The 22,133-nt window shown below is 49.9% G+C and carries 20 protein-coding genes and 1 other annotated feature; of the genes, 7 read left to right on the top strand and 13 right to left on the bottom strand.

Features of this window, described 5'->3' with window-relative positions:
* Positions 1–290: 290 nt before the first annotated feature.
* The 6 genes from OXB_RS09245 to OXB_RS09220 all read right to left on the bottom strand — a co-directional run bounded on the left by OXB_RS09245 (position 291) and on the right by OXB_RS09220 (position 7,397).
* Entirely contained in the window at positions 291–1,220 is a 930-nt protein-coding gene (locus OXB_RS09245; RefSeq protein ID WP_041073678.1) for an ABC transporter ATP-binding protein, read from the bottom strand.
* Positions 1,220–2,284 carry an ABC transporter ATP-binding protein gene (locus OXB_RS09240; RefSeq protein WP_041073675.1) on the bottom strand — a complete coding sequence of 355 codons (1,065 nt, stop codon included), beginning with the start codon at positions 2,282–2,284 and terminating at the stop codon, positions 1,220–1,222. The genes OXB_RS09245 and OXB_RS09240 overlap by 1 nt, the downstream gene beginning before the upstream one ends.
* Positions 2,285–2,299: 15 nt before the next feature.
* Positions 2,300–3,319 carry an oligopeptide ABC transporter permease gene (gene opp3C / locus OXB_RS09235; RefSeq protein WP_041073673.1) on the bottom strand — a complete coding sequence of 340 codons (1,020 nt, stop codon included), beginning with the start codon at positions 3,317–3,319 and terminating at the stop codon, positions 2,300–2,302.
* Positions 3,316–4,248, bottom strand: a complete 933-nt coding sequence (gene opp3b / locus OXB_RS09230; protein ID WP_041073670.1) for an oligopeptide ABC transporter permease — start codon at positions 4,246–4,248, stop codon at positions 3,316–3,318. The genes opp3C and opp3b overlap by 4 nt, the downstream gene beginning before the upstream one ends.
* A 148-nt stretch (positions 4,249–4,396) precedes the next feature.
* Entirely contained in the window at positions 4,397–6,115 is a 1,719-nt protein-coding gene (locus OXB_RS09225; RefSeq protein WP_041073669.1) for a peptide ABC transporter substrate-binding protein, read from the bottom strand.
* 166 nt (positions 6,116–6,281) lie between these two features.
* Positions 6,282–7,397 (bottom strand): IS4 family transposase, encoded by a 1,116-nt coding sequence (locus OXB_RS09220; protein WP_041072671.1) that lies wholly within the window; start codon positions 7,395–7,397, stop codon positions 6,282–6,284.
* Positions 7,398–7,715: 318 nt separating this feature from the next.
* Between OXB_RS09220 and OXB_RS09215 the strand changes: the two genes are divergently transcribed.
* Positions 7,716–8,060, top strand: coding sequence for a DUF3899 domain-containing protein (locus OXB_RS09215; RefSeq protein ID WP_041073667.1), 345 nt, complete (start codon positions 7,716–7,718; stop codon positions 8,058–8,060).
* A gap of 53 nt (positions 8,061–8,113) precedes the next feature.
* Positions 8,114–8,329 (top strand) — a binding site (T-box leader).
* Positions 8,330–8,423: 94 nt separating this feature from the next.
* Positions 8,424–9,410 carry a tryptophan--tRNA ligase gene (gene trpS / locus OXB_RS09210; RefSeq protein WP_041073665.1) on the top strand — a complete coding sequence of 329 codons (987 nt, stop codon included), beginning with the start codon at positions 8,424–8,426 and terminating at the stop codon, positions 9,408–9,410.
* Between the two features lie 463 nt (positions 9,411–9,873).
* Here trpS and fabF read toward each other — a convergent pair whose 3' ends face one another.
* Both fabF and OXB_RS09200 read right to left on the bottom strand, forming a co-directional pair.
* Positions 9,874–11,115 (bottom strand): beta-ketoacyl-ACP synthase II, encoded by a 1,242-nt coding sequence (gene fabF / locus OXB_RS09205; RefSeq protein ID WP_041073663.1) that lies wholly within the window; start codon positions 11,113–11,115, stop codon positions 9,874–9,876.
* Positions 11,116–11,187: 72 nt separating this feature from the next.
* Positions 11,188–12,120, bottom strand: a complete 933-nt coding sequence (locus OXB_RS09200) for a beta-ketoacyl-ACP synthase III (protein WP_041073661.1) — start codon at positions 12,118–12,120, stop codon at positions 11,188–11,190.
* A 185-nt stretch (positions 12,121–12,305) separates the two neighbouring features.
* Here OXB_RS09200 and OXB_RS09195 point away from each other — a divergent pair, with 185 nt between their 5' ends.
* The gene (locus OXB_RS09195) at positions 12,306–12,488 is read left to right on the top strand and encodes a DUF2929 family protein (RefSeq protein WP_041073658.1); all 183 of its coding nucleotides are present in this window, start codon (positions 12,306–12,308) and stop codon (positions 12,486–12,488) included.
* Between the two features lie 452 nt (positions 12,489–12,940).
* Here the strand turns inward: OXB_RS09195 and OXB_RS09190 are convergent, their stop codons facing one another.
* From OXB_RS09190 to OXB_RS09180, 3 genes are all read right to left on the bottom strand, one after another.
* Positions 12,941–15,076: an ATP-dependent Clp protease ATP-binding subunit gene (locus tag OXB_RS09190; RefSeq protein WP_084212551.1), complete on the bottom strand. Its 2,136-nt coding sequence runs from the start codon at positions 15,074–15,076 to the stop codon at positions 12,941–12,943.
* 178 nt (positions 15,077–15,254) lie between these two features.
* Entirely contained in the window at positions 15,255–15,737 is a 483-nt protein-coding gene (gene rraA / locus OXB_RS09185) for a ribonuclease E activity regulator RraA (protein WP_041073656.1), read from the bottom strand.
* Positions 15,738–15,850: 113 nt separating this feature from the next.
* Positions 15,851–16,183 (bottom strand): hypothetical protein, encoded by a 333-nt coding sequence (locus OXB_RS09180; protein ID WP_052483958.1) that lies wholly within the window; start codon positions 16,181–16,183, stop codon positions 15,851–15,853.
* A 389-nt stretch (positions 16,184–16,572) separates the two neighbouring features.
* Between OXB_RS09180 and OXB_RS19450 the strand changes: the two genes are divergently transcribed.
* The gene (locus tag OXB_RS19450) at positions 16,573–16,938 is read left to right on the top strand and encodes a nitrilase-related carbon-nitrogen hydrolase (RefSeq protein ID WP_144399675.1); all 366 of its coding nucleotides are present in this window, start codon (positions 16,573–16,575) and stop codon (positions 16,936–16,938) included.
* Positions 16,939–17,550: 612 nt separating this feature from the next.
* On the opposite strand, the gene OXB_RS09165 is transcribed toward OXB_RS19450, so the two are convergent.
* Entirely contained in the window at positions 17,551–17,859 is a 309-nt protein-coding gene (locus OXB_RS09165; RefSeq protein ID WP_041073647.1) for a metal-sulfur cluster assembly factor, read from the bottom strand.
* A gap of 42 nt (positions 17,860–17,901) precedes the next feature.
* Positions 17,902–18,675 carry a prolyl oligopeptidase family serine peptidase gene (locus tag OXB_RS09160; RefSeq protein WP_041073645.1) on the bottom strand — a complete coding sequence of 258 codons (774 nt, stop codon included), beginning with the start codon at positions 18,673–18,675 and terminating at the stop codon, positions 17,902–17,904.
* Positions 18,676–18,813: 138 nt separating this feature from the next.
* On the opposite strand from OXB_RS09160, the gene OXB_RS09155 reads away from it, so the two are divergent.
* The 3 genes from OXB_RS09155 to OXB_RS09145 are packed head-to-tail and all read left to right on the top strand — an operon-like array spanning position 18,814 to position 21,847.
* A complete protein-coding gene (locus OXB_RS09155) occupies positions 18,814–19,620 on the top strand; it encodes a Cof-type HAD-IIB family hydrolase (RefSeq protein WP_041073643.1) in 807 nt (268 codons plus the stop codon).
* 25 nt (positions 19,621–19,645) lie between these two features.
* A complete protein-coding gene (locus OXB_RS09150) occupies positions 19,646–20,503 on the top strand; it encodes a DegV family protein (RefSeq protein WP_041073641.1) in 858 nt (285 codons plus the stop codon).
* A 21-nt stretch (positions 20,504–20,524) separates the two neighbouring features.
* Positions 20,525–21,847, top strand: a complete 1,323-nt coding sequence (locus OXB_RS09145; protein ID WP_041073639.1) for an FAD-dependent oxidoreductase — start codon at positions 20,525–20,527, stop codon at positions 21,845–21,847.
* The last annotated feature ends 286 nt before the right edge of the window (positions 21,848–22,133 follow it).

Here is a 22,133-nt window from a genome sequence, read left to right as displayed (position 1 = left end):
AGAGGGATCGGTTTCAACGAATATCAATCACGCCTCGGCGTGATTGCGTCCGGATTTTTTCGAGCTCGCTCGAAAAGCTCCCCTTAAAAATCCGTGACATCCGCCGAAGGCTTTGGGCCAACAGGATGTTGGTCACTCAGACGTCGCCGCTGGACGCGGCGGTTTTAGTCTGAGTTCCCCTATTCAGCGGGAGTTTGAACACCCGCTGAACAGGAGATCAAATCGTATTCATCTCACCACCTATAGAAGTGGGAGTCTTGTGCTGAATAAAGATAAACCGATCCTTCGTCTCATTTTCCAGCTGTCATTTCCCGATATTCCCGCTTTGAACAAAGAACATAATGGCCGGGGTTCACTTCCCGCATCTTTACCTCTTCTCCCTCTCCGTATTGGTGGGAGGTAGGGTCGTAGGTTTTCCGCAACCGGGTCCGTTCATATTCGGGGTCAGGCAATGGAATGGCGGAGAGCAATGATCGGGTATACGGGTGGAGCGGCGATTTATAAATGTCATCCGCCGGTCCCAGTTCGACCAGCTTCCCGAAGTACATGACACCGATCCGGTCCGATATATATTTCACCATCGAAAGATCATGGGCGATGAACAAATACGTCAACCCTTTTTCCTCTTGCAGTTCCTTCAGCAGATTGACGACTTGCGCTTGGATGGAAACGTCCAAGGCGGAAATCGGCTCATCCGCGATAATGAATTCCGGGTCGACCGCAAGTGCGCGGGCAATTCCGAGACGTTGGCGCTGTCCGCCGGAGAATTCATGAGGATAGCGATTCGCATGTTCGCGATTCAAGCCGACCGTTTCCAGTAGTTCGTACACACGCGCTGTCCGTTCCTTCGAGTTTTTGGCCAAGCCGTGGATATCCAACCCTTCCGCGATGATGTCGAGCACTTTCATCCTCGGGTTCAGTGAGGCGTACGGGTCCTGGAAGATCATCTGCATTTTCTGGTTAAAACGTTTCAGTTCCTTTTTCGACTTTTTGGCGTGAACGTCAACACCATCATAGATGACTTCGCCGCCTGTCGCTTCGTAAAGACGTATGATCGTACGGCCTGTCGTTGATTTTCCACAACCCGATTCACCGACCAGACCGAGTGTCTCTCCCCGGTAAATGTCAAAGGAAATATCATCGACTGCACGCACTTCATTTTTTTTACCTACATTAAAGTATTGTTTCAAGTTTTTTATTTCTAACAACTTCTCGACCATCATCTCGCACCTCCCGCCTGTCCTTCATAGTATCGGCTGCCCGGGAATTCTTTCATCCGTTCCACGATGGCAGCCGGAGGATCCACTCGCGGCGCTTCCGGATGGAGCAGCCATGTGGCGGCATAATGGGTGTCGCTCACCTTGAAAAGCGGCGGTCTTTTCTCCAAATCAATCTTCATTGCATACTCACTTCGAAGAGCGAACGCATCCCCCGTCGGCGGTTCCAATAAATCAGGCGGCGAACCGGGAATTGCATATAATTGCTCTTCCTCCGTATCCAAGGACGGCATCGAACTGAGCAAGCCCCATGTGTACGGATGTTTCGGGTTATAGAAAATCTCGTCGACGGTCCCGACTTCCACGATCTGTCCACCATACATGACGGCCACACGGTCCGCGACGTTGGCGACCACCCCTAGATCATGGGTGATGAAAATAATAGCCGTATCGATTTGCTTTTGCAGTTTTTTCATCAATTCTAAAATCTGTGCCTGAATCGTGACGTCCAAAGCGGTCGTCGGCTCATCTGCTATGAGCAACTTCGGATTGCAAGCCAACGCTACCGCGATGACAATCCTTTGCCGTTGCCCGCCCGAAAATTGGTGCGGGTATTGCTTCATCCGGATTTCTGGTTGGGGCATCCCGACAAGCCCGAGCAATTCGACTGACTTTTTCCATACTTCTTTTTTGTTCATATTCTGGTGTTTCAAAAGTGGTTCCATGATTTGCTTGCCGATTGCCATCGTCGGATTGAGGGAGGTCATTGGATCTTGGAAGATCATCGAGATGTCCTTGCCCCGCACTTTCTGCATTTCTTTTTCGGAAGCCGCGAGCAAGTCCCTTCCGCCAAACCAGATCTCCCCTTTTTTATATTCAGTGCTTGATTCGGGCAGCAGTCGCATGATCGCTTTCGTCGTAACGGATTTACCGGAACCTGATTCCCCAACGATGGCGAGCGTCTCCCCTTTGAACACTTCAAAATTGACGCCTCGGATCGCTTTCACTTCACCCGCAAACGTACGGAAGGAAAGCTCCAGATCTCGTACTTCCACAATCTTCTCCATTCCGCTTTCCTCCTTTTAGTCTTTCATCTTCGGATCAAGTGCATCACGCAATCCATCGCCGATCAAGTTGAATGCGATCATTAAGATACTCAGTACGACGGCCGGGAAGAACAACATATGCGGCTGGTATTCCAGAAACCTATATCCGTCATTGATCAATGTTCCAAGCGAAGCTTTTGGTGCCTGCAATCCAAGGCCGATGAAGCTGAGGAACGCTTCGAAGAAGATCGCCGTTGGAATCGTGAACATCATATTGATAATAACGATCGCCATAATATTCGGTAATAAATGTTTTTTGATGATCCTTCCGTCACTGGCACCAAGTGTTTTCGCCGCCAAGACAAATTCCTGGTTTTTGAATTTCAGCACTTGTCCCCGGACGATTCGCGACATCCCGATCCAGCCGGTAATGGATATTGCGATAATGATGGACCAAATGCCCGGCTTCATGACCATGATCATCAAGATGACGATGACGAGCGTCGGAATTCCAATTAGAATTTCCGCAATCCGTTGCATAATATCATCAATGCGGCCACCATAGTAGCCGGAAACCCCGCCGTAGATGACACCGATCAGCATATCGATGATAGCTGCGACAAAAGCGATGTACAGGGAGATTTGCGTTCCTTTCCACAGACGGCTGAACAAATCACGTCCCAAGCTGTCCGTCCCGAACCAATAATACTCTTCGACTTTTTTCATTTCATAAAGATTGACGACTTTGGATCCTAGCTTCCCTTCCCCATTCGCGATGCCAAAATTTTCGAGACCCGGGATCTTCGGCGGTAGATTAGCGTGGGTGACCCGGACGTTTTCGGGGTCATGCGGTACCATGGCCGGACCAACGAATGCCATGAAGATGAGAAATAACAGGATGAACACGCTAAAAATAGCAGCTTTATTTTTCCGGATCCGCAGCCAGGCGTCTTGCCAGAAGCTCAAACTCGGCTTGGAAATCTTTTCAGCCTGATGGCTATCCACGATAATCCGTTCAAATGATTCCTTCGGCAATTCTTCTATTGGTTGGGTCATGATTTGGCACCTCCAGACAAACGAATCCGCGGATCAATGACGCCGTATAAAATATCGACGATTAGAATAATGACGATCAAGAATACGGAGAAGAACATCGTAGTCCCCATAATGACGGAATAATCATTCGAGTTGATCGATTTGACGAATTGTTCACCGATTCCCGGGATAGCAAAAATCTGCTCTACGACAAGGGACCCGGTAAAGAGACTAGCCGCCACTGGCCCCAATACAGTGATAAGGGGAATCAAAGCATTCCGGAAAGCATGCTTGAATGCTATTTCAAACCAGTTGGCGCCTTTCGCTTTTGCCAGCAAGATATAATCCGAATTCAGTACTTCAATCATTTCCGTTCGAATGAAACGGGCCGCCATCGCAATCGGCCCCATCGCGAGTGCAATCGATGGAAGCACGCTCGATTTCCAACCTTTCCAAAGACCGACGTCAAACCATTGCCAATGCACCGCGAATGCGTATTGCAATAGCGCCGCGAATACGAAGGAAGGGATGGAGACTCCCAAAATCGCAATGACAGTACTACCGTAGTCCCATATCGTATTTTGCTTCAATGCTGCAATCATTCCGAGAACAATACCGAACAATGTGCCGAACAACAATGCTTGACCGCCAAGTATCATTGAATATTTCAACTTTTTCACAATCAACGTCATGACGTCGGCGTTCTTATATTGGAAAGACACGCCAAAATCCCCTTTTGCCAAATTGCCCATATACCGAACGTATTGGACAGGCAACGGATCATTCAACCCATATTTTTCGTAAACGACTTCTCGCTGCTCTTGTGATAATTTTGCCGCGGAGGTGAGCGGGGAACCGGGCAGCAGTTTCATCAAGATGAAAGTAAACGTCGCTATGAGGAATAGTGAGATGAACATGTAAACGACTCGCTTCGTTATATATTTCGCCATCTTTTGCACCTCCTGCAAATTATCTTTCGTCTAATCATCGTTCATTGGGAAAATAAGCATAAACTCCTTTTTATTGAAAAAGAGAGTACATGGTTGTGCTCACCATATACTCTCTTTAGTATGAGATTTTACAGGCTATATCATCCCATTACTCTTTGCCGGAAATGTACGTCCATTTATAGGAGTAGTCCCCACCGAATGGGTGTGTGACAAGCCCTTTGACATACGGTTTCATGAGAGCTGCACGCCCGCGTTGGTACTGTGGTGCAATAGCAGCATCGTCTTCTAGAAGAATCTTTTCAGCCTTCGCAAAAGCTTCATAGCGGGCAACCGGATCATCCGCAAGTTCAACTTTTGTCGCTTCGACCAATTGATCCAATTCTGGATTCGAGTAGCCCGTCAAGTTTTGCGGACTGTCGGTAGTGAACAGTTCCATAAAGGAAATCGGATCCGAGAAATCCGCTCCCCACCCTGCGTTTTGGATATCGTAGTCACTGTTGTTATCCAATTTCAGCCGGACAGCGAATGGCACTTCTTTCAAATTGATCGTAAGCCCCGGGAGGTTGCGTTCAAACTCGGATTTGAACCACTCTTGCTGCTTCTTCGCGTTTTCTGTATCGCCGCCAAGAAGTTCCAGTGTCACTTGATCCGTACCTAGCTCTTCCAAGCCTTTTTCCCAATATTTTTTCGCTTCGTCCACATTGTATTCGAGATATTCGCCGCTATAATCACGGAAGTCTTTTCCATCTTCGTCATACGTAAACTCGACCGGGACCAAGTAGTTCGCCGGAAGGGAACCGTTTGCCAGAATAGCGTCCGTCAATTCCTGTTTGTTGAACGCGCGAGCTATTGCTTTACGAATGTTCTCATTCGCAAGCGGGGTCGCTTTCCCGTTACGTTCTTGGTTCAATTTAAAGTAGAACACAGACGTTTCCAATTCATGTACCACTTCCGGATTATCCGTGTACTGCATCGCATATTCGGAGGATAGGACGGTCCGGTCGATTTGTCCCTGTTCATATAGTTTCACTGCCGTAGCAGTTTCCTTTACGACATTGAAAGTAATTTCATCAAGCTTCACAGTGTCTTTATCCCAATACTGATCATTCTTCACATACTTCCAGTCGCCTGTCCCATCCCAATCCGTCAATTTGAACGGACCGTTATATAACATTGCGTCTGAATTGGCTGCATACTTGTCCCCGTGTTCCGTTACAAAGTCCTCATTCAATGGGAAAAATGTCGGGAACGCCATCAGCGATAGGAAGTACGCCACTGGATTTTCAAGTTCGATAACGAGAGTCTTGTCATCTTCCGCCCGGATTCCGAGGTCAGTGATCTCCGCTTCCCCTTTTCCGATTTCCGTCGCGTTTTTCACCATGCCAGCCATCAAGTAAGGGCCGTACGGCGAACCGGTGTCCGGATCGATCGCCCGTTGCCAGGAATAGACGAAATCATGAGCAGTCACAGGATCTCCATTAGACCATTTGGCATCATCACGGATTTTGAACGTGTACGTTTTGCCATCATCGCTGATTTCAGGTTCACCTTCCGCCATTGCCGGAACCGGCATACTTTCTTGGTCCAGGCTGTAAAGGCCTTCCATAACATTGCTCAAGACGAGGAAGCTGACTTGGTCCTCCGCAACGGAAAGGTCCATCGAAGGGATTTCAGCAGCTTCGATTAAATGCAGTACTTGTTCCGCATCGGGCTCTCCTGCCTCTTCTGTACTTCCTTCTTCCTTGTCTTGTCCATTCTCAGTCGGAGTGGTCGTGTCTTCCTCCGTTTCATTCTTTCCGCCACAAGCAACCAGGAAAACGCTCATAATGAGCAATAGGCTCAACAGCCAAACTAAACGATGCTTCAAATAAATAACCTCCCTTTCAGCACTAGCGTTGCATGAATATTAATTAAATATTCAGTCACCATTCTATCTTTATTTTTGCCAAAAAGGGAAGCACCTGAATAAAGGTAGCGCTGTCCATTTGGTAAGTTTATACAGTTATCCATAAGTGACGGGTCAGCAGGGATCGTTACGGTATGCTTCCACTCCTGATTCTACGAAGCCAATACCGGGACGACTCCCATAGATTAGCGGCTAGAATACGTGAAATCGCCAAGATGGATTTCCTGCTGTTTGTTTCCGATTGAATCAGGACGTTCAGACAATAGGCAATCAGAGCCAGATAAATCTGGTTTTTCACAGCGTATTCACTTTGACCGTAGAAATGCTTGATCTTCACGTGCTGCTTGAGCCACTTGAAGAACAATTCGATGGCCCAGCGAGAACGGTAGATTTCGCTGATTTCCTCCGCGGAAATGTCGAAACGATTGGTGATCAGCCGCAATTCGCCCCCCTTGCCATCAGGGATGACAAGGATTCGGAAAACGTTCTCCGTACAGTTCGGATTGGCGCCTACGAACGCCATCGTGTCGGAAAGGGCATCACTCCCTTCCGGAAGGGAGAATGTGTGGATGGGATGCAGAACGGCATTCTTCTTCAACCGACAGACGAAGAAAAGCCCATCGTCCGTGAAGCGGTCAAACCGTTCATAATCCACATACCCGCGGTCGAAAACATACATGGCCTCCTTGTCGTCAACAAGCACTTCGAGTTGATTACGGTCGTGCTCCTTGGCGTTCGTGATGACCTCTTTGTCGGGGTAATGAGTGCCGTTTTCATCGAACACCAAGCGTATATGCAGCTTTACGCCGGCCTTGGTCTCCCGGAATTCGGCCCATTTAAAATGGTTTACGTTCAACGGGATCGTTGTGGAGTCGATGATTTTCAGGAGCAACCCCTTTTTGGGCGAAAGTTTTTGTACAGCGATCTGACTAACCAGTTGCATGAAAAGATTCGACAGAACCGTTGGATCCAACCGATTATTCTTTCTGGAAAGCTGCGACACACTGATGGAATCCACGCCGATCGCCCGTTGGAAATCCCGGTTTGTCAGCGCTGCTTCCAGTGCGTGCAGGCTGTCTGACTCCATTAATTGAGCATACAGCATGAGAAGTGTGTAAGCTTGCGTCGTTAACTTCTTTGTATACCGGTCTTGCCCATGTATGGTCACAATTTCGTTGAATTTCTCAAAATCAATGGCATTCAGCCATTTACCAAATGAAGTTTTTCGTGTATTCTTGTCCATGAGTTGGTCCTTTGTATTGGATTTGGACAGGAACTACCTGTACCTTCCATTATAAAGGACTTTTTCTTTTGGATTCCTTAGATTTTTGAAGGTTTTATGAATTCCTAATCTTCAAAAGATATTAATGCAACACTAGTGCCCTTTCAGTTCTAAAATGTTGTGTAGCCCATGTCCACTTATCACTGTCCTAATATAATGAAGTTTGTAAATTTAATTCACCATCAGTTACGTGGAATGCTTTATATTGGAGAACGGAGAATCATTCTTTGATTCCATCTCATCAAATCTTTAAAATACTGAAATAAAGGAGGCATCGCTATGAATAAAGCCATCCGATATTTCTTCTTAGGGCAACTTATTACCGTTGTCCTTGTATTGTTATTCCATAATGAATTTTCACTTCTCGCCTATGTAAATATGTCATTTTCTGTCGGCGGTATCATGCTGTTTACCGGGCTTGTCTTCTTTGTTTTTTCTACCGGATTCTTTGATGTTTTTCTCATCACGTCCCGCAAGATTTTCACGCCGAAACATCGGGTGGAGGAAATCGACTCGATGCGGGCACCGTCTCAACTATTTACAGGATCCATCACGCCATTGCTGGGGGGAGGTACGCTGACTTTAACGGGGATGGGCATCGGCCTTCTCTTTTATTACATTTGACGGCGCTATTGCATTCTTTCATACCCCATATTATAATTTGATAAACATGATGAAGAACGGCTGTGAAGGAAAGAGTAATTCAGTTCCGAGCTTTATAGAGAGCCTGTGGCTGGTGAAAACAGGCAAGCTGAACTGGATGAATGGGATCCCGAGCCTGACGAGTGAACGCTTTGGCCATTAGCTTGTCACGTTTTCCGCGTTACGGAAGTGGAGTGGCCTTCGGGCAATTCGGGTGGTACCACGGTTGAATCACATCAATCGTCCCTAGTATGGGATGATTGGTGTTTTTTTGCATTAGTAAATTGTTGGTACAATAGAACCTGTTTTTAATTGTAGAATCGAATTTTTTAGGAGGAGTTTGAATTGACAACCATTTTTTCTGGTGTACAGCCGACAGGCATCATCACATTGGGGAATTATATTGGAGCATTCCGGCAGTTTGTCGAAGTTCAACATGAGGCGGACTGCATTTTTTCAATTGTCGACCAACATGCAATCACGGTCCAGCAAGAACCAGATGAATTGAAGAAGGCGATCCGGTCATTGGCGGCGACATATATCGCAAGCGGCATCGATCCGGAGAAATCCGTTTTATTTATACAGTCGGAGGTACCGGCGCATGCCCAAGCCGGCTGGATCATGCAATGCGTTTCGTATATCGGAGAACTTGAGCGCATGACCCAGTTCAAGGATAAGTCGGAAGGGCAAGAAGGGGTTTCCGCAGCACTTTTGACCTATCCACCGTTGATGGCCGCAGATATCCTCTTGTATAACACCGACGTTGTCCCGGTCGGAGAAGACCAAAAGCAGCATTTGGAACTGACCCGCGACTTGGCGGAGCGATTCAATAGACGCTACGGAGAGGTCCTCACCATTCCTGAAGTGCGCATTCCGAAAAACGGAGCCCGCGTCAAATCCTTGCAAGATCCGATGAAGAAAATGAGCAAGTCGGACCCTAATAAAAGAGGGACGCTTTATTTATTGGATACTGCAAAAGAAATCGAGAAGAAGATCAAAAGTGCCGTTACGGATTCGGAAGGAGTCGTCCGATTCGATGTGGCGGAAAAACCGGGCGTTTCGAATTTATTGACAATCGAATCCGTTTTAAGTGATGTCGCCATCGACGACCTCGTCGCCAAATATGAAGGACTCGGCTATGGCGCCTTTAAGGCCGGTGTCGCGGAAGCCGTCGCCGCACATCTTGCCCCGGTCCAGGAAAAGTACTATGAATTGCTCGACTCCACGATCTTGGATGATATCTTGGACAAAGGCGCTGAAAAAGCGAATGCTATCGCTTCGGCCACTCTTCAGAAGATGGAGGCCGCGATGGGACTCGGACGGAAACGGTAATCGTTAAAACCAGGACAGCCGCCGCAATCAAAAAAAGCGCGAAGTCAGCCGTCCGGACAATGTACTGGAAAATCTGGTTCCATTCGTATCCGAGCGAACGATAATTGAAATAGAAGATCATATGGGACACCGTGATCACCACGAGCCCGTAGCTGATGAGGAACAGGAACAAACGTGTCATTCGGCATCGTCCTTTGGATTTTCTATGAGTATATGAAGACGCCCCCTCCGTTAGACGAAGGGGGCGTTTGGGCATGCTGCCGGATGGAGGTTGAGGGACTGGATTGTCATGACAATCGGGACGGGCGGTGGAACTGTCAGGCCTATCCCCCGAACTGTCATGGCTCGCCGCGAAACTGTCATGGCCCAGCACAAAACTGTCACGGCACGGCCCAAAATCCACAGCCCCTAGTCTTCATTGCACTCAAAAACGCCCCACCACAGTGGGGCGTTGCCTTCTCAATCAATCTTCTATTTTCTTGAACACGAGGGAAGCATTATGTCCGCCAAAACCGAGTGAGTTGCTCATTGCGTATCGGATGTCCGCTTTGCGAGCACCCTCTGTCACGTAGTCCAGATCACATTCCGGATCCGGGTTTTGGTAATTTGCAGTCGGCGGCAGAATGCCTTCATGGAGCGCCTTGACAGTGAAGATCGCCTCGAGTCCACCCGCTGCACCCAGAAGATGGCCCGTCATCGATTTCGTCGAGCTCATCGCCAATTTGTAGGCATGGTCGCCGAAAACCGTTTTCGCGGCTATTGTTTCGTATAAGTCATTGTACGGTGTGCTCGTGCCGTGCGCATTGATGTAATCGATCTGATCCGGCGTAATGCCGCCTTTTTTGATCGCTTCCACCATCGCGCGGGCGCCCCCTTCCCCTTCCGGAGCGGGTGCCGTAATATGATGGGCATCTCCCGTGGAGCCATAGCCGATCACTTCCGCATAGATTTTAGCGCCGCGTGCTTTCGCATGCTCGTATTCTTCAAGAATCAGGATCCCAGCGCCCTCTCCCATGACAAAACCATCGCGCTCTGCGTCGAACGGACGGGAAGCCGTCGCCGGGTCCGGGTTCAATGAAAGAGCGGTACTCGAACAGAAACCGGCAACCGCCATCGTCGTGATCGGCGCTTCTGTCCCGCCAGTGATCATGATATCCGCATCCCCGCGTCGAATGACTTCAAACGCATCCCCGATTGAGTTCGTTCCGGAAGCGCAGGCCGTCACGGTACAAGAGTTGATGCCTTTCGCCCCCAAATGGATGGATACCTGGCCAGACGCCATATCCGGAATCATCATCGGGACAAAAAACGGACTAACCCGACGATACCCTTTTTCCAGGAATGTCTTGAATTGCTGTTCATGTGTTTCCATTCCGCCGATCCCCGAACCGATCCACACGCCCGTCCGCAGTCCGAGCTCCTCATCCAATTCCAGATTGGCGTCTTTCATTGCCATGACAGAGGAAGCGATCGCAAAATGCGTGAACCGGTCCATCTTCCGGGCATCTTTGCGTGAAAGATACTCTTCGATATCGAAGTCTTTCACTTCTGCCGCCACTTTCACCGGAAATTGTTCCCGATCCAACCGGGTCAGCATACCGATTCCCGACCTGCCTTCCAGTACGGACTGCCAAGATTCTTCCGCTGAATTTCCGACTGGGGATACCGCCCCGACCCCTGTAACCACGACACGACGTTTTTCCATGTTCTCAACTTCCCTTCCCTATTTAAGTAATTCCGCATCTTCTAGCACTTATTCTATCATGAAAAGAGGGAATCATCTTCCCCACTTGACGCACAGGCCACCCCATGTAAGCCCTCCGCCAAATCCGACGAGCACGATGACATCATCGTCTTTCACTTTCCCCTCCGCTACGTCATCGACTAAAGAAATCGGAATCGATGCTGCGGAAGTATTTCCGTATTTATGAATCGTCTTCGACATCTTCTCAGGTGGAAGACCCAAACGTTCCCGGGAGGATTCCATAATCCGCATATTCGCTTGGTGTGGAATCAAATAATCGACGTCCTCTTTCGTCAAGCCGGCCTTTTCGATGACACTTTCAGCCGATTCGCCCATTTGTCTCACTGCAAACTTGAATACCTCTCGGCCGTTCATTTGAATATAACGGTCTTGGAACAGATGCTTGCCGCCGCTGCCATCCGCTCCGAGTTCGAATGACAGGATGCCGCGGCCTTCGCTTACTTTACCGATTACCGCTGCCCCTGCACCGTCACCGAACAGCACAGCCGTCCCGCGGTCTTCCCAATCCATGATCTTCGATAATTTTTCAACGCCAACGACGAGCACATACGGATACGCACCCGATTCAACGAACTGCTTCGCCGTCACGATACCGTACATAAACCCGGCGCAAGCCGCAGATACATCCATCGCGGCCGCATTTTTCGCTCCCAACCGGTCTTGGATCATGGCAGACACCGACGGGAATGGCTGATCCGGAGTCACCGTCGCCACCAAAATCAACCCTATGTCCTCTGGATGGAGCCCGGCATCTTCAATAGCATTCACCGCAGCCTGGTACGCCAAATCCGATGTATCCGTATCCTCGTCTGCAATATGCCGTTGTTCAATCCCTGTCCGCGTGCGGATCCATTCATCCGATGTATCCATACGTTCTTCCAAATCTGCATTCGTCACAACTTGTGCAGGAACGCATTTACCGATTCCAATGAAACCAGCGTTCATTTTCATCCCCCGTTCTTATCATCTAATATTAGTACCTGGTATTAATCATAAGGGAAAGGGATATACTTTTCAACCCGCCGACACGCTTTTGCCAAATTTAATTTCTCTTTTCCGCATTAAAGGTTCCTCCCCTGCCGCGGCTATGCTATCATTAGTAAGAATCCGTTTATGTAGAGGTGAATTTGATGAAATTCGTAATGACTTTCTTTTGGTCATTTCTTTTGGTTACCATGGTGAACTATGTTACCGGCTCGATCGCGAACGTTCCATTCGACCTCGTACCGGGCATCGTCGTTTCAGTCATCCTATCGGTCGTCGTCCTCGTCATCTCCAGTGCATGCCCGGACGATCCAGTTTCCGATCATTGATTGACCAAGACAGCCATTTCCTTTTGGGGAGATGGTTTTTTTGTTGGGCTGAAAAGTAGGATTCGCAAGCAACAGCAGAGTGGGTGCAAGCAATCTCGAGTGCAATGCAAGCAAACGCCACACGAGCGCAAGCAAACCCACGGCAGACGGCGAGTTGCAAGAAAGACCGGAGCGAATGCAAGCAACCGGGTTGTGAGTGCAAGAAAACCCCGATCGAGCGCAACCAAACGCCACACGAGCGCAACCAAACCCACGGCAGACGGCGAGTTGCAAGAAAGACCGGAGCGAATGCAAGCAACCGGGTTGCGAGCGCAAGAAACCCCCGACCAAGTGCAAGCAAACGCCACACGAACGCAACCAATCTCACGACAAATGCAAACCAATTTGCTGCAATCACTCCACCACGAAAAAAGCCACACAGGAATTAAAATCCCCATGCGGCTCTTCAGTCTTCACCCTTTATGAACATCCAGTTTCCCATCCACCATCGACAATGCCAACACTTCGCCTGGACGGATTTCGCCTTTGATGATTTCTTTGGCGACGACGGTTTCGACGTTCCGCTGGATGAAGCGCTTCAGCGGACGGGCCCCGAAATCGGCGTCCGTGCCTTCCCGGACGATCCAGTCGACGACGGCATCGTCATAAGTCAAGATGACTTCCTGCTCCTCAAGCCGTTTCACCAGCTCCTCCAGCATTTTCCGGGCAATCCGTGAAAATGCGTCTGCTTTGAGGGAGTGGAAGATAATAATATCATCCATCCGGTTCAATAATTCCGGTTTGAAATGGCGTCTCAACTCGGCCATGACCAAATCTTCGGCTGCGTGATTTTCCGTATCGTCCAGTTCGTTCAACAAATAAGCTGAGCCGATGTTGGATGTCATGATCACGACCGTATTCGTGAAGTTGACCAATCTGCCTTGGCTGTCGGTGATCCGGCCGTCATCCAAAATTTGCAACAAGATGTTCGAGACATCCGGATGCGCCTTTTCGATTTCATCGAGCAGGACGACAGAGTACGGATTGCGCCGGACTGCTTCCGTCAACTGGCCTCCTTCTTCGTAGCCGATATACCCCGGAGGCGCCCCGACGAGTCTGGAAACGCTATGCTTCTCCATGTATTCGGACATGTCGATCCGGATGAAATGGTCTTCCGAGTCGAATAATGACGCGGCCAACGTTTTCGCCAATTCCGTTTTCCCGACACCCGTCGGACCGAGGAACAGGAACGAACCGATCGGCTTATGCGGATCTTTGATGCCCGCCCGCGCCCGCCATACTGCTTCCGTTACGAGTTGGACGGCATCGTCTTGGCCGATGACCCGCTCCTCCAGCGTTTCGCGGAGGCGCAACAATTTTTCCCGCTCCCCTTCCACCAACTTGGTGACCGGGATTCCGGTCCAGCGTGCCACGATCGTTGCAATCTCTTCTTCGGTCACTTCTTCCCTCAATAACCGATTCTCCTGGCTCTCCAACAACGGCTGCTCCAGCTCCTGCAACTCTTGCTCCAAAGCGGGGATCTTGCCATATTGGAGCTCGGCCGCCCGGTTCAAATCAAACCGGTTTTGCGCATCTTCCAAATCGCGGCGGAAGCGGTCCAGCTCCTCCCGCTTCTCCTGGATTCCACGCAATGCCTCTTTCTCTTGATCCCATTGCTCCCGCATGCCGGCGGAGGACTCCTTCAATCCTTTCAATTCTTCCCGCAGCGTTTCAAGCCGTGTTTGGCTCACCGCGTCCTTCTCTTTCCGAAGTGCCTGTTCCTCGATCTCCAGTTGCATGATCCGCCGGGTCACCGCATCCAATTCGCTCGGCATGGAGTCGATTTCCGTCCGGATCATCGCGCTCGCTTCGTCGATCAAGTCAATCGCTTTATCCGGCAAAAAGCGTTCCGTTAAATACCGGTCCGATAACGCAGCCGCCGCTACGATCGCCCGGTCATGGATGCGGACTCCGTGGTGCAGCTCGAAGCGCTCTTTCAACCCACGCAAGATGGACACCGTATCCTCGACGGACGGTTCGCGCACCATCACTTGTTGGAACCGCCGCTCAAGCGCCGGATCCTTCTCGATGTACATCCGGTATTCATCCAGCGTCGTCGCGCCGATGCAGTACAACTCGCCGCGTGCGAGCATCGGTTTCAGCATATTGCCCGCGTCCATCGCGCCTTCCGTCTTCCCGGCACCGACAATCGTATGGATTTCATCAATGAAAAGAATGATCTCCCCATCGCTGTCCTTGACCTGCTTCAAGACGCCTTTCAATCGTTCCTCAAATTCCCCGCGATATTTGGCTCCTGCAATCAATGCACTCATATCCAGCTCGAAGATTTGACGGTCTTTCAATCCTTCCGGCACATCCCCTTTGACAATCCGTTGGGCCAGTCCTTCGACGATTGCCGTCTTCCCGACCCCCGGCTCTCCGATGAGTACTGGGTTGTTTTTCGTCTTCCTTGATAAAATTCGAATGACATTCCGGATTTCTTCATCCCGGCCGATGACCGGATCCATTTTCCCGTTTTTAACTTCATCCACAAGATTGCGTCCGAACTGCTCAAGCGGTGTGCGTTGATCTTCCTGTTGAGTATCCATTCTCATGTCAATTCACTTCTTTCATTTGACTTTGACTATCTTTGATTAATTAAAATTATAATATGAATTTCTCCAAAAGTAAAGAAATCCACTTTCCATTCCCTCTTACCCGAATGGCAGCAGAAATAACAAAACATCCTTCGGAAAAAGGCTACGCCTCCCCCAAAGGATGTCCAATTCAACCGATCAAATTCCGGGCAGCGACGATGACCCCATCCTCATCCGCATACACATAATGCCCCGGCTCCCAATCGATATCGCCGAAATTCAACGTAATATTGCGTTCGCCCTTCCCTTGCTTAATGCTTTTCATCGGATGGCTTCCGATTGCGAACACGCCAATCTCCTGTTGGCCGATATCCGCCGTATCCCGTGCGCATCCATTAATGATGACGCCCGCCAATTTCCGCGTTTGCGCAATATCACCGAGCAGATCTCCCATAAGCGCGCACCGTTTTGATCCACCCCCATCGACAACGAGCACGCTGCCTTCCGGGATAGTCTGCAACGCTTCTTTCACTAGCACATTGTCTTCAAACACCCGAACCGTCTCAATCGGACCGGAAAACCGCTTATGCTTTCCATACGAATTGAACTCCATCATGCAAACTTTCACTTCATTTGCAAATTCATCGCATAGGTCTGCTGTTTTGAATGACATAAGACCGACCCCTTCCATTATGTAAATCACTGCCACTTGCTTACATTCGACATATGACGTTGTTTCCCTTCCAAGCGCATCCCACCTTCCAATTAAAAAACACCGGTATTCTCTCAATTATACAATTGAGGGAACTCCCGATGTTTCATAATATAATACAGGTTCAGCCCGTCACTATAGCTGCCATTCCCGTAGTCGACCGGGATGAGCGAGATAAACGCAAACCAGATCGAAAAATAGGAATAGAGAAAAAGGTAGTTCCGGTCTTTCATGATTCCATGTGAAATCAGGTAATTCAACAGCAGCACGGAACCGATATTGAACAGGACGCCGCCTGCATGCACCATGAAATGAGTGAACCGGTTGCTCCAACGTAAACGCGAGTACCGGACATTCGAATCGAGGAAATAGATCCGATGAACCGTGATGGCCCCGATGCAAAACAATACTTTCCCCCTCCCCAATGCAAACCGCGCCCAACCGCCGAACAGAGCTGCCATAAACGAATGGCCAATCGAGTGGACAAACGACACGAGCGGCAAAAGGATGAAGAGGGATAACGCAAACCGTGCGAAATCGGAAAGGCCAAAAATACAGCATCTCTCCTTTCAATGGGGTATCCATCTTTCCTCTTTACCCTCGAACACCGTCCATAAACCGACCCAAAAGATTACTCTTTCGAGTAATGGATTCGCCATGAATATTCAGTATAAATTGAATTAATAAACGAAAGGGGTTGGAATGAATGACGTACTTGAACATGGCAATTATCCAAATGGCTTCGCCGAGCGGACATCCAGATCCGTAGCAAAAGAAGAAAGAAAATCTGAAGGCGATGATGGCGTATGTCGACCAAGTCACCTTCATGAACCCGACAGTCGATCTAATCGCTTTCCCGGAACTTTGCTTGAATGGCATCGAGCCGATCAACTGGCGGCAAATGGCCGAACCAATTCCAGGCGGCCCTTCTACGAAAGCGCTTACAGAGAAAGCGAAGGCAATGAAGAAGTGGATTGCGCCCGGGTCCTATTTCGAATTAGGGGACGACGGCAATGTGTACAATACTCCGGCGTCAGCTCAAGTCGTTCCAACGGATCCCTCTGTAAAAACGTTTGCAGTTTCATCGATACATAATAGGAAATCACTTCGACACTCTCAAGGATCATTTCATTCTCGAACGGGTTGCGCCTGCCTGCTGTGAATGAAATACCGCCGACTAGCTGATTGCCCGATACTAAATAGACGCCCATTTCATGATAGTTTCCTTTCGGTTCCATGAACTCCTGATAGAACGCACTTCTTTCATATTCGGACTCGGTTACGACATCGTTCAACCGGAGCACTCTTGCCGTATCAAGATTGGCCTGCACTCGGGCAGGCAGCAGAAAATCGTCCTCCACATAATCTACGTAACTCTCCAGAACAACCGGCTTAATATTATGAACGACCGGGTCGTGGATTACGCCACCCTTCCCGCATAGCCAGAAAACGGACCGTTCCAACCCGAAATATCAGTCGAAGATACGCAAGGTTTCATTCCGGAAATCCTGCATTGTTTCCAGTGGTTCCAGATGATGCATGATCTGCTTGACTGTCTGCATCGGTTCCCTCCCCGCTTTCATCTAGCAAAAAATCGCCATCAAAGATGCTTGACGGCGATTTCGATTGCTTTTATTCAGTGAAAATCCCACCTTTGCAAGTAGCGGGATGAATTCGGCCTTGTCTTTTATTCAGACGACGTGCAAAAGACCGCAAATTACAAAATGATGTCACGAGCTTTGAATCGAATTAACCCCGATTCAAACGTATTGGATTATCGAACTCCGAGTGCCATTTTAGCGTAACGCGACATCATATCACGCGACCAAGGCGGATTCCATACGATGTTGACGTCGACATCTTTCACTTCTGGCAACTCCATCAATTCCTGCTTGATATTGGCTACGATTTGCGGGCCCATCGGACAGCCCATCGAGGTAAGTGTCATCGTAACGATCGCTTTTCCGGCTTCGTCGAGTTCCGCATCATAGACAAGTCCCAGATTGACAATATCGACTCCCAGCTCGGGGTCAATCACGTTTTCCAAAACGCCCATGATGCTGTCTTTCATGTCCTGATCCATTTTCATACCTCCCACTCCGTTAATACCTTCATCATAACAGAGTCAGGGCCGCCCCTTCAAATAGAAGGCCATCCAATCCGCCGCGCGCAGCATCCCCGGTCTGGAAACGGCATGGCCCGCCGTTTCATCCGTCATGAATTCAAAATCATGCGGATGATCCGCATAATCCGATTTCACCGCATTATAGAAATTGAACGTCGGCTCGTACGGTACAGTCGTGTCATTCCGGCCATGCCAGAAAAAGACCGGGCGTTTCGCCAGCGCCGGCCGATGCTTCGTCAAATCGAACCGAGCCAGCGTATCGAGCAAGTTGCGACGTTCCTCATCCGTGATCGGCAATTTAAAGCCGCCCCTTTCGAACTGGGCCATTTGCGCCTTCGCCAGCTGAACGTAGTTCGGTGCACCCATCATGACTGCCGCCGCATCAATCCAATCATAGAGCGTGAGGCAACCTAATGTTGTGATGCCTCCCATGGACGTTCCCCCAAGCCCGACCTTTACAGCAGGCAGATCCCGTTTTGCCAATTCATCCTTCAAGACGCCCACTTCTTCAAGCGACGTCAACACAATCTCCCAAAATCGTAAACTCAGTTGCACTTCATCCAGCTCCTCCGCCCGGACGCCGTGGAGATGTGCATCCGGCAACAGGACACGCAGCCCTTTTTTAGCCATCTGATAGGCATAGTGCAAATTATGTTCCTTCGCACTCGTAAAACCATGCAGGAAGATCATGACCGGCATTTCCGGAGTCTCCAACTCTTTTTCCACTATATGCAATAAAGGGATATTTCCCCACACCTCATCCGTTACAATCACGCCGACATCCCCTTCCTTTCTTTATAAAAGAGCGTACCAAAGTTTTTCTAATAAAACAAAATGAAAAGTTCGCTATCGGGTTTTTTTGACTTATTATACGGGGAAACGATAGACTGAAGTTGTAAAGGAGGAGTTTTCTTGAAACCGCATTTGATCGTCCTCGACTTGGATGGAACACTTCTCACCGATGAAAAAACCATCCCTGAAAAAACAGCAGACACTTTGAAAAAAGCAGAAGAAAACGGGCATCAGATCATGATTGCTACCGGCCGCCCGTATCGTGCAAGCGAAGTTTATTACAGGCAACTCGGGTTGAACACCCCGATCGTCAACTTCAACGGTGCCTATGTACACCGGCCGGGTGACCTGTCGTGGAAGCCGGTCCATGAAACGATCTCGCTTCCCGTCGTCAATGATGTCATCGATGCCATGCAGGATTTTTCATTCCAAAATATTGTGGCGGAAGTGCTGGATGACGTCTATATGCAGCGCCATGATGAGAAGCTGCTTAACATTTTCGGCTTCGGGGATCCTCGAATTACAGCAGGCGACATCCGTAAATATTTACGCGTCGATCCGACGAGCTTGCTCATCCAAGCGGACTCCAAGGATGTCGATCCAATCCGTCGACATCTTGCCGAAGTCCACGCAGAAGTCATCGACCATCGCCGGTGGGGCGCTCCATTCGATGTCATCGAAATCGTGCGCCACGGGTTGAATAAAGCAGTCGGCATCTCGCACGTCGCGAAATGGATGGATATTCCCCGAGATCGGATCATTGCATTCGGCGACGAGGACAATGATCTCGAAATGATCGACTATGCCGGGGTAGGCGTCGCCATGGGCAATGCGATCGACCGTTTGAAAACGATCGCCGATGAAGTGACATTGACGAATAACGAAGACGGCATCGCCCATATTTTACAAGAACGGCTGCAACTATAGTAATTAACAATCGGGAGGAATGGGAATGAGAATTTTTGCTGACAGCGCCTGTGATTTACCTAAAACGTTTTTCGAGGAAAACGATGTGACCCTGATTCCGTTGCGTGTCCTTGTCAACGGCCAGGAATTTGACGACATCGTCTCCGTTGATTCCAAAGAAGTGTATAAAGCGATCCGCGAAGGCCAACATCCGAAGACTTCCCAAGCATCGCCGGAACTGCTGCTCGCTACGTGGAAAGAGTTCGCAGCAACGGGCGAGGACGGCATCTACATCGCTTTCTCCTCCGAATTATCCGGAACCCATGATACCGCCGTCATGATGAAAGACCAAGTGAAGGCGACCAATCCGAATATGAACCTCGTTATCATCGACTCCAAATGCGCCTCCCTCGGGTACGGCCTTCTTGTCAAAGAAGCGGTCCGATTACGGGATGCCGGGGACGATGTCCGGACAATTGAGCGGAAAATCCGGTTCATGGCGAATCATATGGAACATCTTTTCACCGTGGAGGACTTGGATTATTTGGCGAAAGGCGGCCGGGTCTCGAAAGCGAGCGCGTTCATCGGGGGGTTATTGAACATCAAGCCACTGCTGCATGTCGAAGGTGGCAAACTTGTACCGATTGAAAAACACCGCGGTCGCAAGAAAGTGCTGCGCCGGATGGTCGATCTCATCGGGGAACGCGGAAGCGGACTGGACAAACAGCACGTGGCAATCAGCCATGGGGATGATGAAGCGATGGCCAATGAAGTGAAGGCGACCATCGAAGAGAGGTTCCACCCGGAGTCCATCGAAATCCATATGATCGGGTCTGCAATCGGCGCCCATGCCGGTCCCGGAACGATCTCTGTGTTTTTCTTGAATAAACTGCCGGAAAACTGACACCGAAGGAGGACTCCACTCATGAAAATTGTCATTGTAGGAGGCATTGCGGGAGGTTCGACAGCCGCTTCCCAGATCAGGCGGGCATTGCCGGATTCGGATATCACCCTGTTCGGACGGGATCCGGTTTTCGGGTATGGCACATGTGGCATGCCCTACGTCATTGGCGGGTTGATTAAAGATAAATCAAAAATAGCCGGACCGTCCCCCGAGAAATTCGGCCAGAAGCGGGACATCGTTGTGCGCTTGGAGCACGATGTCCTGTCCATCGACCGGAAAGCGAAAATCGTCTTCGTCCGCAATATGACTACGGGGGTCACATTCCATGAACCGTATGACAAGCTCATCCTGTCCCCGGGCGGCCAGGCGCGGGTCCCCGATTTGGATGCCGGGGAGCTGCCTTTATTCACCTTGAAGAGCTATGGACAAATGGAAGAGATTCTGGATTTCATCTCGCAAGAAAAACCGAAGTCCTGTGCCGTCATCGGAGGCGGGTTCATCGGCATCGAACTGGCGGAGAACTTCGTCCATCGTGGAATCGAGACATCCGTCATCCTGCGGGGCGACCGGGTGATGGACGTGCTGGACCCGGAAATTTCGGAGAGGCTCGAAAAGGAAATGCAGGAAAATGGGATTACGCTTTATCGGGAGGAAGAAATCGAGCGGATTGAAGGAAAACGGTTGATCCTCAATAGCGGAGCCACGTTGGAAGTCGATTTTCTTGCTGCGACGATCGGAATCGAACTCGATACAAAGTTAGCGGAAGAGGCCGGGCTGGCACTCGGTCCGACAAAGGCGATTGCAACGAACCGATATATGCAAAGTTCGGATCCGGATATTTACGTCGTCGGCGACGCGGCGGAAGGCACCGACTGGTTCACGGATAAGCCGAGGACAGTCATGCTGTCCTGGCATGCACACCGGGAATCGTATATCGCGGCCCGGCATCTCGCCGGTGAACCGCTCGAAATCAACGGCTTCCTCGGGACGTCCATCACGAAATTATTCTCTCTGACGGCGGGGATGACCGGCCATTCCGCCAAAAGTCTGGAAACCGAAGGCATGGCGTTTGCCACTTCCGTCTACGAGGGCGGTACGAATGCCGGCTACTACTTCGACCATGGCTGGATCCACCTGCGCGTCCATTACGACCCGGAAACCCGCCGGATCCTCGGCGCCCAGGCTGTCGGCAGCAAAGGAGTCGACAAACGGATCGACGTCATCGCCACTGCCATCATAGGCAACCTGACTGTCGATGATCTCGCCGCCTTGGAACTTTCCTACTCCCCTGCCTATTCTTCGCCAAAAGACCCTGTCAACATGGTTGGGTACAAAGCCGAATAACCAACTTCCGCCCCGCCTCCATCGGTGGGGCGATTTTTCAAATGAAACCTCATGAGATGGGGACGTCACGCTGCTAACTTCGTCGGACGGCTGATATTACTGCGCGACGGCTGACTTTTCCACGCAACCGATGATAACTTCGCGCGATGGCTGATACTTCCGCGCAATGGCTGATATCTCAGAGGAACGGCTGATACTTCCGCGCAATGGCTGATAACTCCAAGTGACCGCAGATTGTTCCCGCAACCTTCAACAGAATACAAAAACTCCCTGCACGCCACTATCG

This window comes from Bacillus sp. OxB-1 (assembly GCF_000829195.1).
Lineage (GTDB): Bacteria > Bacillota > Bacilli > Bacillales_A > Planococcaceae > Sporosarcina.
This window is presented reverse-complemented; position numbering and strand designations above follow the sequence as displayed.

Excerpts from the sequence above, each read along its gene's own strand:
- OXB_RS09245 (WP_041073678.1), bottom strand. The coding sequence starts at position 1,220 with ATGGTCGAGAAGTTGTTAGAAATAAAAAACTTGAAACAATACTTTAAT.
- OXB_RS09240 (WP_041073675.1), bottom strand. The coding sequence starts at position 2,284 with ATGGAGAAGATTGTGGAAGTACGAGATCTGGAGCTTTCCTTCCGTACG.
- opp3C (WP_041073673.1), bottom strand. The coding sequence starts at position 3,319 with ATGACCCAACCAATAGAAGAATTGCCGAAGGAATCATTTGAACGGATT.
- opp3b (WP_041073670.1), bottom strand. The coding sequence starts at position 4,248 with ATGGCGAAATATATAACGAAGCGAGTCGTTTACATGTTCATCTCACTA.
- OXB_RS09220 (WP_041072671.1), bottom strand. The coding sequence starts at position 7,397 with ATGGACAAGAATACACGAAAAACTTCATTTGGTAAATGGCTGAATGCC.
- OXB_RS09215 (WP_041073667.1), top strand. The coding sequence starts at position 7,716 with ATGAATAAAGCCATCCGATATTTCTTCTTAGGGCAACTTATTACCGTT.
- fabF (WP_041073663.1), bottom strand. The coding sequence starts at position 11,115 with ATGGAAAAACGTCGTGTCGTGGTTACAGGGGTCGGGGCGGTATCCCCA.
- OXB_RS09200 (WP_041073661.1), bottom strand. The coding sequence starts at position 12,120 with ATGAACGCTGGTTTCATTGGAATCGGTAAATGCGTTCCTGCACAAGTT.
- OXB_RS09195 (WP_041073658.1), top strand. The coding sequence starts at position 12,306 with ATGAAATTCGTAATGACTTTCTTTTGGTCATTTCTTTTGGTTACCATG.
- OXB_RS09190 (WP_084212551.1), bottom strand. The coding sequence starts at position 15,076 with ATGGATACTCAACAGGAAGATCAACGCACACCGCTTGAGCAGTTCGGA.
- rraA (WP_041073656.1), bottom strand. The coding sequence starts at position 15,737 with ATGTCATTCAAAACAGCAGACCTATGCGATGAATTTGCAAATGAAGTG.
- OXB_RS19450 (WP_144399675.1), top strand. The coding sequence starts at position 16,573 with ATGATGGCGTATGTCGACCAAGTCACCTTCATGAACCCGACAGTCGAT.
- OXB_RS09165 (WP_041073647.1), bottom strand. The coding sequence starts at position 17,859 with ATGGATCAGGACATGAAAGACAGCATCATGGGCGTTTTGGAAAACGTG.
- OXB_RS09150 (WP_041073641.1), top strand. The coding sequence starts at position 19,646 with ATGAGAATTTTTGCTGACAGCGCCTGTGATTTACCTAAAACGTTTTTC.
- OXB_RS09145 (WP_041073639.1), top strand. The coding sequence starts at position 20,525 with ATGAAAATTGTCATTGTAGGAGGCATTGCGGGAGGTTCGACAGCCGCT.